The 12241-nt window shown below is 73.8% G+C and carries 11 protein-coding genes; 3 read left to right on the top strand and 8 right to left on the bottom strand.

What is annotated here, in order from left to right; genetic code table 11:
• Positions 1-8: 8 nt before the first annotated feature.
• Positions 9-1229, bottom strand: coding sequence for a threonine--tRNA ligase (thrS, locus tag OG617_RS18395; protein WP_405103383.1), 1221 nt, complete (start codon positions 1227-1229; stop codon positions 9-11).
• Positions 1230-1778: 549 nt separating this feature from the next.
• Between thrS and OG617_RS18390 the strand changes: the two genes are divergently transcribed.
• On the top strand, positions 1779-2387 hold the full coding sequence (locus OG617_RS18390; RefSeq protein ID WP_405103381.1) for a DedA family protein: 609 nt from the start codon (positions 1779-1781) through the stop codon (positions 2385-2387).
• Between the two features lie 22 nt (positions 2388-2409).
• Here the strand turns inward: OG617_RS18390 and OG617_RS18385 are convergent, their stop codons facing one another.
• Positions 2410-3813 (bottom strand): NAD(P)H-quinone dehydrogenase, encoded by a 1404-nt coding sequence (locus OG617_RS18385; protein ID WP_405103379.1) that lies wholly within the window; start codon positions 3811-3813, stop codon positions 2410-2412.
• Between the two features lie 106 nt (positions 3814-3919).
• Between OG617_RS18385 and OG617_RS18380 the strand changes: the two genes are divergently transcribed.
• Positions 3920-4375 carry a gamma-glutamylcyclotransferase gene (locus OG617_RS18380; protein WP_161686977.1) on the top strand — a complete coding sequence of 152 codons (456 nt, stop codon included), beginning with the start codon at positions 3920-3922 and terminating at the stop codon, positions 4373-4375.
• Positions 4376-4450: 75 nt separating this feature from the next.
• Here the strand turns inward: OG617_RS18380 and OG617_RS18375 are convergent, their stop codons facing one another.
• Genes OG617_RS18375 through OG617_RS18360 form a run of 4 tightly spaced genes read right to left on the bottom strand, consistent with a single transcriptional unit; the run spans position 4451 to position 7827 of the window.
• On the bottom strand, positions 4451-5413 hold the full coding sequence (locus tag OG617_RS18375) for a GNAT family N-acetyltransferase (RefSeq protein WP_405103377.1): 963 nt from the start codon (positions 5411-5413) through the stop codon (positions 4451-4453).
• Positions 5414-5454: 41 nt separating this feature from the next.
• Positions 5455-6231 carry an SCO6745 family protein gene (locus OG617_RS18370; protein WP_405103375.1) on the bottom strand — a complete coding sequence of 259 codons (777 nt, stop codon included), beginning with the start codon at positions 6229-6231 and terminating at the stop codon, positions 5455-5457.
• 5 nt (positions 6232-6236) lie between these two features.
• The gene (locus OG617_RS18365) at positions 6237-7193 is read right to left on the bottom strand and encodes a hypothetical protein (protein WP_405103373.1); all 957 of its coding nucleotides are present in this window, start codon (positions 7191-7193) and stop codon (positions 6237-6239) included.
• A gap of 4 nt (positions 7194-7197) precedes the next feature.
• A complete protein-coding gene (locus tag OG617_RS18360) occupies positions 7198-7827 on the bottom strand; it encodes an MBL fold metallo-hydrolase (protein ID WP_405103787.1) in 630 nt (209 codons plus the stop codon).
• Positions 7828-7942: 115 nt separating this feature from the next.
• Between OG617_RS18360 and OG617_RS18355 the strand changes: the two genes are divergently transcribed.
• A complete protein-coding gene (locus OG617_RS18355; protein WP_405103371.1) occupies positions 7943-8875 on the top strand; it encodes a DUF4349 domain-containing protein in 933 nt (310 codons plus the stop codon).
• Here the strand turns inward: OG617_RS18355 and OG617_RS18350 are convergent.
• Entirely contained in the window at positions 8832-10094 is a 1263-nt protein-coding gene (locus OG617_RS18350) for an amidohydrolase (RefSeq protein WP_405103369.1), read from the bottom strand. The genes OG617_RS18355 and OG617_RS18350 overlap by 44 nt on opposite strands.
• 453 nt (positions 10095-10547) lie before the next feature.
• Entirely contained in the window at positions 10548-12131 is a 1584-nt protein-coding gene (locus OG617_RS18345; protein ID WP_405103367.1) for a methylmalonyl-CoA mutase, read from the bottom strand.
• Between the last annotated feature and the right edge of the window lie 110 nt (positions 12132-12241).

Below are 12241 nucleotides of genomic sequence, written 5' to 3'. Positions count from 1 at the left end.
GGCCGGGGTCAGGGCAGCAGCGCCGCCGACCGGGTGACGACCACCGACGCGACCAGGGCCAGGGCGTCGGCGGCGGGCCGCGGGTCCAGGCGGCGGCCGTCGCGCAGGCGCAGGGCGACCGCGCCGTCGGCCGCCTCCCGGGCGCCGAGCACCGCGACGTACGGCACCCGGCGGCGGGCGGTGTCGCGGATCCGGGAGCCCAGCGACCCACCCCCGTCGACCTCGGCCCGCAGGCCGAGCGCGACGGCGTCCCGGGCGAGCCGGTCGGCCGCCGCGGCCTGGCCCGGGTCCTCGGGGTCGACCGGGAGCACGGTCACCTGCACGGGGGCGTACCAGGGCGGGAAGGCGCCGTTGTGCGCTTCGATCAGGTGGGCGAACAGCCGTTCCATACTGCCGACCAGGCTGCGGTGCACCATCACCGGCCGCCGTCGGCCGCCGTCGGAGTCGGTGTACGACAGGTCGAACTTCTCGGGCTTGTCGAAGTCGAGCTGGACGGTGGCGAGGGTGGACTCCCGGCCGGCCGGGTCGGCGACCTGAATGTCGATCTTCGGCCCGTAGAACGCGGCGTCGCCGGGCGCCTCGACGACGTCCACGCCGTTCAGCGCCTCCCGGAGCAGATCCTCGGCCCGGCGCCACTGCTCGTCGGTGCCGACGTACCGCTGGCCCGGACCGCGCAGCGACAGCCGGAAACCCGCCGGGCGGACGCCGAGCGCGGCGTGCGCCTCGCGGATCAGCGCCAGGATCGCCGCGACCTCCTCACCCACCTGGTCCAGGGCGCAGAAGTTGTGCGCGTCGTTGAGCGAGATGGCGCGCACCCGGGACAATCCGCCGAGCACCCCCGAGCGCTCCGCCCGGTACATCCCGCCCAGCTCGCCGACCCGCAGCGGCAGTTCCCGGTAGGACCGGCCCCGGGCCCGGAAGACCAGGGCGTGGTGCGGGCAGAGCGCCGGGCGGAGCACGAACTCGTCGTCCGGGCTCAGCCGCATCGGCGGGAACATGTCGTCGGCAAAGTAGCCGAGGTGGCCGGAGAGCTCGAACAGCTCCCGCTTGCCCAGCGGCGGCGAGTAGACGTGCTGGTAGCCGGCCCGTCGCTCCAGTTCGTGGACGTACGCCTCGACGGCGTATCGGGCGGCGGCGCCCGCCGGCAGCCAGATGGGCAGGCCGGCGCCGGCCAGCGGGTCGGAGACGAACAGCTCCAGCTCCCGGCCGAGCCTGCGGTGGTCGATCATGTCGCTCTCCCTCGGGTACGACCCGGAGGCGACCTGGCCCGGAACGCCGCGAGGCCCCGGGGCGGATCGCCCCGGGGCCTCGATGACGGTGACGTCAGTGCGGCGCGCCGGGGTTTCCCGGCGTCGTGGTCTGTACCGCGCTGCGCATGGGGAGACCGTAGACCGGCGGCAGGCCGGCACGCATCCGATTTCGGGGCCCGTCTGCTGCGCGCATCGCGCCTGGGCGGGCTTCCGACGGGCGCGCGACGCAGGAGCGGGCCGCCGGCACGGGACCTGCCGGCGGCCCGCCGCGGCCCGGTCGTCGGAAACGGGGGGCCCGACGCGCCCGGGGCCGCGCGCCGACAACGGTACGCCGCCCGTAGCCGATCCGCCGCCCGGCTCGGCCCGTACGCCGAGGTCGCCAGGGCAGTCGAGCCGCCGCGTCCTGGCACGTCAGGGGCCGGAACCGCCGTGTCGGTGGTCACCGCCGACCGGGGTGGTCTCCGGTGATGCCCGCCACGGGGTCAGGCTCGGGGCACCCAATCTGCCGGACCCGGCGAGGTGTCAGTCGTGCTTGAGCTACTCACCCACATGGCGTCGCCGCTGTGGGCGTACCTGGCGCTGCTCGGGCTGCTGGCGGTCGACGCGTTCGTGCCGGTCATCCCCACCCAGGCGATCATGATCACGGGTGGGGCGCTCACCGTGTACGGCGGGCTGAACCTCCCGCTGACCATCGGGGTCGGCGCGCTCGGCGTCTTCGCCGGTGACCTGGCCTGTTACCTGATCGGCCGGGGCGCACCGGACCGCCGGCAGGGCCGGCAGGGCGAGCCGAGCCGAGCCCGCCGGATGGCCGGACGGATGACCCGGGGACTGCGCCGGCCCGGCCCGCTGGTGATCCTGCTCTGCCGGTTCGTGCCGGGCGGCCGGATGGCCGCCTGCTTCGCCGCCGGCCGCAGCCGGTACCCGTACCGGTTGTTCCTGACGTACGAGGCGGTGGCGGCGGCCGGCTGGGCCACGTACGGGGCGATGGTCGGGCACCTGGGCGGCACGGCGCTGACCGAGTCGGCGTGGCAACTGCTGGTGATCGCCGGCGCGGCGGCGGCCGGCTTCGCGGGGGCCGGATGGGCGATGACGGCCTTCAGCGCCCGCCGCACCCGTCCCGAGGCCCCGGCCGACTGACCGACGAGCCGGCTGGGGGCGGCTACTCCAGCTCGTGGAGCATGAGCTGGCGGGCGGCCTCCGTGATGGAGCCCGACAGGCTCGGGTAGATGGTGATCGTCTGGGCCAGCTCGTTGACCGTGAGGTTGTTCTCCACCGCCAGGGTGATCGGCAGGATCAGCTCGCTCGCCTTCGGAGCCACCACTACGCCGCCGATCACCTGGCCGCTGGCCGGGCGGCAGAACAGCTTGACGAAACCGTCGGCCAGGTCGTCCATCTTCGCCCGGGCGTTGCCCCCCAGCGGCAGCATCACCTGACGGGCGGGCGTCTTGCCGGCGTCCACCTCGTCCTGGGAGACGCCGACGGTGGCCAGCTCCGGGTCGGTGAAGACGTTCGCCGCGACCGTACGCAACCGCAGCGGCCGGACCGCCTCGCCGAGCGTGTGCCACATCGCGATCCGGCCCTGCATCGCGGCGACGCTGGCCAGCGGCAGCACCCCCGTGCAGTCGCCGGCGGCGTAGACGCCGGGGACGTTGGTCCGGGACACCCGGTCGACGGTGACGTAGCCGCCCCGGGCCAGCTCGACGCCGTACTCGCCGAGGCCCAGGCCGGCCGTGTTGGGGATCGACCCGACGGCGATCAGCGCGTGCGAGCCCTGCACCAGCCGGCCGTCGGCCAGCTCCACCTCCACCCCGTCGGCGGTGCGGTGGACGCCCTCGGCGCGGGAGTTGTTGAGGATGGTCATCCCCCGGGAGCGGAAGACCCGCTCGATGGCCATCGCGGCGTCGGCGTCCTCGTGCGGCATCACCCGGTCCCGGCTGGAGACGAGGGTGACCTCGACCCCCATGGCCAGGTACGCGCTGGCGAACTCGGCCCCGGTGACGCCCGAGCCGACCACGATCAGGTGCTCGGGCAGCTCGGGCAGGTCGTAGACCTGCCGCCAGGTCAGGATGCGCTCGCCGTCGGGCAGGGCGGTGGGGAGCTGACGCGGGGTGGCCCCGGTGGCGACCAGCACGGTCGACGCGGCGATCGAGTACTCCTCGGCCCCGTCGGTGGGGTTGACGACGACCCGGTGGGTGTGACCGAGCGTGTCCTCGCCGAGCCGGGCCGTGCCGGCCACGAAGGTGACGCCAGCCTTGATCAGCTTGGCGTGGATGTCGGCGGACTGGTGAAGGGCGAGCCGCTTGACCCGCTCGTGCACCGCCCGGGCGTCGACGGTGACCGCCTCCAGCCCGTCGGAGTGCACCCCGAACTCCTCGGTGTCCCGGTACCCGGTGACCACCTCTGAGCTGGCGATGAAGGTCTTGGACGGGACGCAGTCGGACAGCACGCAGGCACCGCCGGCCCCCTCGGCCTCCACCACGGTGACATCAGCGTCCAGCTGGGCGGCGACCAGGGCCGCCTCGTACCCGGCCGGCCCTCCGCCGATGATCACGATCTGGCTCACAGCTCTCGCCCCTCGTCCATGCTCACAGTGACTTTCTTCTCTCCGACACGTCCGACACGCACCGTCGTATTCTCCCCCGCCCGTCCGTCGGGCTATCGTCATCGCCGTGCGTCATTACGCCGCCTACGGCTCAAACCTTGACCCCGCCCGGATGCGTGCCTACTGTCCGCATTCGCCGATGGTTGGCATCGGCTGGCTGGAAGGCTGGCGGCTCACATTCGCGGGCGAGGGCGTCATCGGCTGGGAGGGTGCGGTCAGCACCATCGTCGAGTCCCCCGGCGAGCGGGTGTTCGTCGCGCTCTACGACATCAACCCGTACGACACCGTCCAGCTCGACGAGATCGAGGGGGTGACCTCCGGGACGTACCGCAAGCTGCACGTCCGGGTCTCCACCCTCGACGGGGACGTGACCGCCTGGGTCTACGTCTTCGACGGGTACGAGGGCGGCCTGCCGACGGCGTGGTACCTGTCGGAGATCGCCAACGCCGCCGAGAAGGCGGGCGCGCCCGACGACTACGTCAGCGAGCTGCGGTCCCGCCCCACCGGCACCGCGTCGGCGTAGCGCGTCTCCCACGCCCCCCAGTCTGCTCCCGGTGGGTGGCGGCGCGCGGAGCCGCCCCCCGACGGGCGGCTCCGGTCACACGCCGGCCGCCGGAACCGCCCGCTCGTACATGTCGGTCCACCACGCCTCGTTCAGCCCCACCGAGCGGTAGAGCGTCGCCGGCGAGGTCGGATTGGCCAGGTCGACGCCCAGGCCGGCGGACCGCCGGCCCTTGGCGGCGTAGACCGTGAAGGCCCGCCGCAGCAGCGCGGCGCCCACCCCGTGTCGCCGGTACGCCGGCAGCACCGACAGGGTGCGGACCCACCCCTGGTCCTGCTCCAACGCCTGGTCGGACGACTGCAACGCGCCGGCCGGCACCCCGTCGACCTCGGCGACGAACCACTCGTCCCAGGTCCTGGCGTACGGGGGCAGGTGCTCCCGCCACTGGTCGTACCCGACCGGCTCGTAGTCCGAGGTGTCCCGGAACGCCGTGTCGAAGATCCGGTGGAACAGGCGCAGGTCGGCCTCGTCCCCGGCGTGCAGCGGGCGGATCGTCACCCCGGGCGGGCACGGCGGCTCGGCGGGCAGGCCCGTCAGTGTCCTGCTCATCCGCACGTACCGCTTCGCCCGGGTGAAGCCGGCCTCGGCCAGCTCCGCCACCCACCGGGTCTCCGGCGCGCAGGCGGTGGTGCGGACGGTCAACGCGGCCAGGCCCCGCTCGGCGGCCCGCTCCGCGACCCGGTCCAGCATCCGGGTGAGCAGGGGGACGCGCACCGCCTCGGCGCGCACCGGGTCGACGAAGACGCCGACGAACTCCCGGCCCACCCCGGTCGGGTTGTCCACCACGGTCCACCCGACGACCCTCCCGTCGGGGTCGCTGACCAGCCAGGAGTCGAGCGCCGGGTCGACGAAGGGGGCGGTCAGCGCGGCCTCGACATCCTCGGCGTCGAAGTCGGGGTGGCCGATCGCGAAGGTGTCGGCGGCGTGCACCACCGCGAGGATCGCCGGGACGTCGTCAAGAGTGGGGCGGCGCGCGCTCCAGCCAACGGGAAGGGTCACCCGACGATCCTGGCAGCCGTCCACCGCCCGCCGCCGCCCATTTATCTCCGCCCCGGCCCGTCGGGGTTCCGCTGGGCGGGCCGTCCCCGCACCTGCGCGCGGGCGCTGGCCAGTAGGTCCAGCAGCTCGGCGCCCTCGCCGGGGGCGAGGGCGCGGAAGCCCGCCGCGGCCAGCCGGTCGGTCACCGCCTCCGCCCACAACCGCCGCCGCACCAGGGGGCCAACCTGGGGGTACGGCGGCGGCCAGCCGCAGGCCAGCGCGCCGGCCTCCCCCTCCGGCCCGGCCAGCACCGCCTCCAGCGGGGTCATCCCGCCGGCCCGCACGGCCATCAGGTACGCCCCGGCGAGGTGCTCGCGCAGCAGCAGCAACCCGACGGCGGCCCGGGCGCCCGGGGAGCCCTCCGGTGTCGGCATGGCCCGCCAGGCGGCGAACAGCGGCATGCCGCTGGCGTCCGCCGCGTCGACAACCCGACGCAGCAGCGCGCCCAGCCGGTGCACCCCGGGCAGGGCCGCGAGCTGCTCGTCGCCCCAGCGGCAGCACTCCGCGAGGTTCGCGGCGGCCACCTCCAGCGGGCGGATCACCCGGGCGGCGCCGTCCCAGCCGTCGGCGACGGCGTCCGGGGCGATGAAGCCGAGGGCGGCGGCCACCGTCGGGGCCCGGACGTCGCCCAGCGCCCCGGCCCGGCCGGTGATGTAGAAGGCCCAGCCGGAGATGCCCAGCAGGCGGGCCCGGCGCAGCGTGCCGGGGCAGCGGGTGAATGTTTCCCCGAGCTCCAGCACGAACGGCTTGCTCGCGGCGGCGACCTGCTCCGGCGTCATCGGAATCAGTCTGCCCCGCCGTCGCTTCCGGTGGCAGTCCCCTCTTCGGCGTCGATCGCCTCGATCGCCCCCTCGACCTCGCCGGTGCGCCGGCGGGCGGCGGTGACGGTCCGTTCCGCCCCCCGCCGGGCCAGTTTCCGCCGGCTCAGCTCCTGCTCGGCCTCGGCCCGCCGCCGTTCCAACTCGGCCAGCGACCGCTCGATGTCGGCCAGTTCCTCGGCGCCGTCGTGCTCGGCGTCCGCCGCGCCGGCCAGCTCCGCCTCGGCCCGGCCCTGGTCGGTACGCGCCTTCGCCAGTTCCCGTTCCAGCGCCCGGCGCTGCCGGACCCGCTCGGCCCGGGCGGCGCGTTCCGTCGCCCGCTCGTCGCGTTCCCGCCGGTTCCGGTCCCGGTCGACGGCCCGGCCCCGGTCGGCCGGCTGGCCCGTGGCGGCCGGTGCGGGCTCCTCGTAGCCGGTGACCAGCCGCAGCTGGGGGCGGGGTACCTCGCCGAAGCCCGCGTAGCTGGCGGCCCGCAGCAACCGGCCGGTACGCACCTGCTCGGCGACCGCGGTGTCGGACAGGGCGGCGTTGAGCGTCGCCTCCACCTCGGCCAGGGGCAGTTTCCCGCCCGGTGGGCCGCCCTCGGCGTCGGCCGCCAGCCGGCGCACCTCGGCCACCAGCGCGGCGACCACCGCCCGCCGCTGGGCGGAGAGTTCCCGCAGCCGGGGGCCACGCAGGTCGCGCTGGGCCGCGCGCAGCGCCTCGGCGAGCTGGCCCAGGTCGGCGACGAGTTCGGGGCAGCGGACGGCGAGGAGGTTGACCAGCCAGGCGGCCACGGTCGGGCGGCGCAGCCGGGCGATCTCCCGGGCCGTGGCCGGGTCGCCGGCCCGCCGGGCCTCGGCGACGGCGGCGTCCCGGGTGGCGACGAACCGGTCCGGCGGCTCCTCGTAGAGCCGTCGGACCAGGTCCCGAGGGGGCGGCACCGGGTCAGGCGTCGAGCCGGCTGCCCGGTTCGAGGCGCTGGTAGTCGGTCTTGGACAGCGCCGCGTACTGGCGGTTGAGCACCGCGAGGCCGTTGTCGTTGAGCAGCCCGTCGTGCGCGGCGAAGGCGCGGCGCGGGGCGACCGCACGGATGAAGTCGACCACCTCGGAGAACTTCGACCAGGGGGCGTGGATCGGCGCGAAGAGGGTGTCCACCTGGACGTCCTCTGGCACCACGAGGGAGTCGCCGGGGTGGTAGACCACGTCGTTCAGCAGGTACCCCAGGTTGTCCACCACCGGGATGTCCGGGTGGATGACGGCGTGCCGCCCGCCGTACGCCCGGACCGGCACGCCGGCCGCCGTGAACGACTGCCCGGGGACGACCGGCTCCAGCACCTCGGCCGCGTCGCCGAGGACGCCGGCCAGCGAGGCCGGGCCGTGGACGCGGAACGGCCGGCGGTCGAGCTGCCGGGTGACCGCCGCGACGTCAAGGTGGTCGGGGTGCTCGTGGGTGATCAGCACCGCGTCCGCCCCGTCCAGCGCCGCCGGGTCGCTGAACCCGCCCGGGTCGACGACCAGCACCCCGCCGTCGTGCTCCACGCGCAGGCAGGAGTGGGCGTACTTGGTGAGTTGCATCATGACCCCCTGATTATCAAATCGTGACGTCCCTCAGCGCAGTCTGCCGGAACCCGCGGGTCTCCGCGCCACGTCTGACGTATCGCCCGACGGGCCAGGAAAAGGGGGAGCGGGAATGGACGGACGCGCACGAGGTGCACTGCTGACCGCGGTGGGGCTGGCGGCCCTGCTGGCGGTGGGTGGATGCAGTGGTCTCAGCGGTGGGCACACATCGGAGGACTCAGCCGCATCAGCGCCGGATAAGGCGGCACCGGCCGGCGCGGCCCCGGCCGAGGCGGGAGGGGCGAAGGCCGGCACCGGTGGCGGTGCGCCGGACCTACGGGTCGACCAGCGGTCGATCATCTACACGGGAAACATCCGGGTGCGGGTGGACGATGTGGACGCCGCCGCCCGGTCCGCCGTCACGGCGGCCACTGCGGTCGGCGGGTTCGTCGGCGGCGACGAACGCAGCAGCACGGGCGACAACGCCCGCGCCGAACTGGAGCTGCGGGTGCCGGCGGAGCGGTTCACCGCCGTGGTGGAGGACCTGGCCAAGCTGGGCCGGCCGGAGCGCCGCTCGATCCGTACGGAGGACGTCACCGAGGAGACCGTCGACCTGGACGCCCGGATCATCACGCAGCGGGCCCGGGTGGAGAGCGGCCGCAAGCTGCTGGCCCGGGCCAGCTCGATCGACGACCTGGTCAGGCTGGAGGGCGAGGTGGCCCGGCGGGAGGCCGACCTCGCCTCGCTGGAGGCGAAGAAGCGCCGGCTGGCCGACCTGACCGCGCTCTCCACCATCACCCTCACCCTGGTCGGGTCGGACGCCGACACCTCCTCCGAGGAGGAGAAGGACAGGACCGGCTTCCTGGTGGGGCTGCGCGGCGGCTGGGACGCGTTCGTCGCCTCGCTGGGCGTGCTGCTCACCGTGCTGGGTGCGCTGCTGCCCTTCGCGGTGGCGCTGGGCGTGCCCGTGGCGCTGCTGGTGGCGGTGCTGCGCCGGCGCCGGCGCAGGCCGGCGCCGGTGCTCAGCGAGTCGCTGCCAGTGCCCGCAGCGCGGTCTGCACCATGAGCCGGACGCCGAACGGGATGGCCCGCTCGTCGACGTCGAACGAGGCCCGGTGCAGGTCGACGTTCGGCCCGGCCCGGCCGACGCCGAGGCGGGCGAGCGCGCCGGGTACGTGCTCCAGGTACCAGGAAAAGTCCTCGCCGCCCATGCTCTGCGGGGTCTCCGCCACGCCGTCCGGGCCGAGCGCGGCCACGGTGGCGGCGGTGAGCACCTGGATCGCCTTGGCGTCGTTGCAGACCGGCGGGCGGCCGCGCAGGTACTCCAGGTCGACCGTGGCGCCGGTCGGGGCGATGACGTCCCGGACCACCTGAGCGACGATCTTGGGGGCCTGCGCCCAGGTGTCGCGGTCCATCACCCGCAGGGTGCCGGAGGCGCTCGCCTCGGACGGGATGACGTTGTTCCGGGTGCCGGCCGAGGCCTGGCCGAACACCAGCAGCAGCCCGCTGTTGGCCGGCACCCGGCGGGCGACCAGGGCGGGCACCTCGGTGACCAGCCGGCCGAGCGCGTCGACCAGGTCGACGGTCAGGTGCGGGCGGGCGGTGTGCCCGCCCGGTCCGGTGAGCTTGACGGTGACGTTGTCGGCGGCGGCGGTGATCGGGCCGACCCGCAGGCCGATCTTGCCGACCGGTTGGTTGGGGTCGCAGTGCAGGGCGAAGATCTGCACCACGTCGTCCAGCCCGCCGGCCTCGATGACCTCCAGCGAGCCGCAGGGCAGGATCTCCTCGGCCGGCTGGAAGATCAGCCGGACCCGGCCGTCCAGCTCGCCCAGGTCGGCGAGCTGGGCGAGCAGCATGCCGACGCCGAGCAGCACGGTGGTGTGCACGTCGTGCCCGCAGGCGTGGCACACGCCGTCCTTCGTGGACCGGTACGGCACGTCCTTGATGTCGATGAGCGGCAGCGCGTCGATGTCGGCGCGGAGCGCGACGACAGGGCCGTCGGGGCGGCCGTTGACGTCGCAGATCACCCCGTTGCCCTTCGGCAGCAGGCGCGGGTTCAGCCCGGCGAGGGAAAGCTCGCGGGCGATCAGGGCGGCGGTCTCGAACTCCTCGCCGGAGAGCTCCGGATGGGAGTGGATGTGCCGGCGGGTGGCGATGAGCCCGGGCACCCGCAGGGCGAGCAGATGGTCCAGCTCGAAGGGCAGGGGCTGGGATCCGGACGGCGCCTCCGCCGAGTCCGACGACGCCAGCTTGCTGCCGTTCGGCAGTGTCAACGCACTCGTCACGTCGATATCTCGATCACTAGAAATGGATGGATCATCGGGGATGACAGCGGACAGCCTAGACCTCCGGCGGTGACGCTGTGCAACTTCATTCCCGTAGCGGTCGGATGGCGCAGAGTCACGAAAGCCCTGATGGAAGGGCTCGACAATCTGCGGGACAGCAGGTAGATCGCGGTCGAACGCCGTCATCTGCCCCCCACCTCCTACAACCCGTAACCGAGCCGGCGTCACGAAATCACCGTCGATCCGGGGCCGCCGTTTCCCGAATTGTCGCATTAGTCGCTTCGGTTACCTGCCGCTCGGACAATTAGCCGACCGCACACGGTGGCGGGGCGATTCCTGACGGTGGCACGCCGGGGCGCGACGCTCGCGCACACGCTGTCCGTCCCGTTCACCCGGACGGGTTACCCATCGCCCCGGGCCCGCACACACGTGGCGGGGCGGCCGGCGGGGTGATCAGAACCGGTCGCTCGGGCGGTACGTCCCCCAGACCTGGCGCAGGGTGCCGCAGACCTCGCCCACCGTGGCCCGGGCCCGCAGCGCCTCCTTCATCGGGAAGAGCACGTTCTCCGTGCCCTCGGCGGCGGCGCGCAGCTCAACGAGGGCACGCTCGACGGCACCGCCGTCGCGCTCCGCGCGCAGCCTGGCCAGCCGCTCGGCCTGGGTCGCCTCGATCTCCGGGTCGACCCGCAGCGGCTCGTACGGCTCGTCGGTGTCGATGGTGAACCGGTTGAGCCCGACCACCACCCGCTCGCCCGAGTCGATCTCCTGGGCGATCCGGTACGCGGACTGCTCGATCTCCCGCTTCTGGAAGCCCACCTCGATGGCGTCCACCGCCGAGCCGTGGTCGGCCACCCGGTCCATCAGCTCGACCACCGCCGCCTCGATCTCGGCGGTCATCGCCTCCACCACGTACGAGCCGGCGAACGGGTCGACGGTGGCGGTCAGGTCCGTCTCGTACGCCAGCACCTGCTGGGTGCGCAGGGCCAGCCGGGCCGCCTTCTCGGTGGGCAGCGCGATGGCCTCGTCGAAGCTGTTGGTGTGCAGCGACTGGGTGCCGCCCAGCACGGCGGCGAGCCCCTGCACCGCCACCCGGACCAGGTTGACCTCGGGCTGCTGGGCGGTGAGCTGCACGCCCGCCGTCTGGGTGTGGAAGCGCAGCATCATCGACTTCGGGTTCTTCGCCCCGAAGTCGTCGCGCATCAGCCGGGCCCAGATCCGCCGGGCGGCGCGGAACTTCGCGACCTCCTCCAGCAGGGTGGTCCGGGCCACGAAGAAGAACGACAGCCGGGGCGCGAAGTCGTCCACGGCCAGCCCGGCGGCCAGCGCGGCCCGGACGTACTCGACGCCGTTGGCCAGGGTGAACGCGATCTCCTGCGCGGGCGTCGCGCCTGCCTCGGCCATGTGGTAGCCGGAGATGGAGATGGTGTTCCACTTCGGCACCTCCTTGCGGCAGTAGCCGAACGTGTCGGCGACCAGCCGCAGCGAGGGCTTCGGCGGGAAGATGTACGTCCCCCGGGCGATGTACTCCTTGAGGATGTCGTTCTGGATGGTGCCGTTGAGCGCAGAGCCCTCGACCCCGGACTCCTCGGCGACGAGCTGGTAGAGCAGCAGCAGCACCGAGCCCGGCGCGTTGATCGTCATCGAGGTGGAGACCTTGTCCAGCGGGATGTCGGCGAAGAGCAGCCGCATGTCCTCGACGGAGTCGATGGCCACCCCGACCTTGCCCACCTCGCCGTGCGCGATCGGGTCGTCGGAGTCGTACCCCATCTGGGTGGGCAGGTCGAAGGCGACGGAGAGACCCATCGTGCCGGCCCGCAGGAGCTGGTGGTAGCGCGCGTTGGACTCCGTGGCGGTGCCGAAGCCGGCGTACTGGCGCATGGTCCACGGGCGCGACGTGTACATGGTGGGATAGACCCCGCGGGCGTACGGGAACTCGCCGGGGGCGCCCAGCCGGGAGTCCAGACCCTCGGGCAGGTCATCCGCCGTGTAGCGGCCCTTGATGGGGAAGCCGGACTCGCTTGACCGCCGTTCACTCATCCCCGGATGGTAGGACGCGCCGACTCATCGACGGGTGAGGGATTCCGCACAACGGGCCCCAACTTCCGGCGACCCCAGGGTGACCGACCGGACACGTACCGTGGAGTTCG

Origin of the sequence: Micromonospora sp. NBC_01412, assembly GCF_045040215.1 — a bacterium.
GTDB lineage: Bacteria > Actinomycetota > Actinomycetes > Mycobacteriales > Micromonosporaceae > Micromonospora > Micromonospora rubida.
This window is presented reverse-complemented; position numbering and strand designations above follow the sequence as displayed.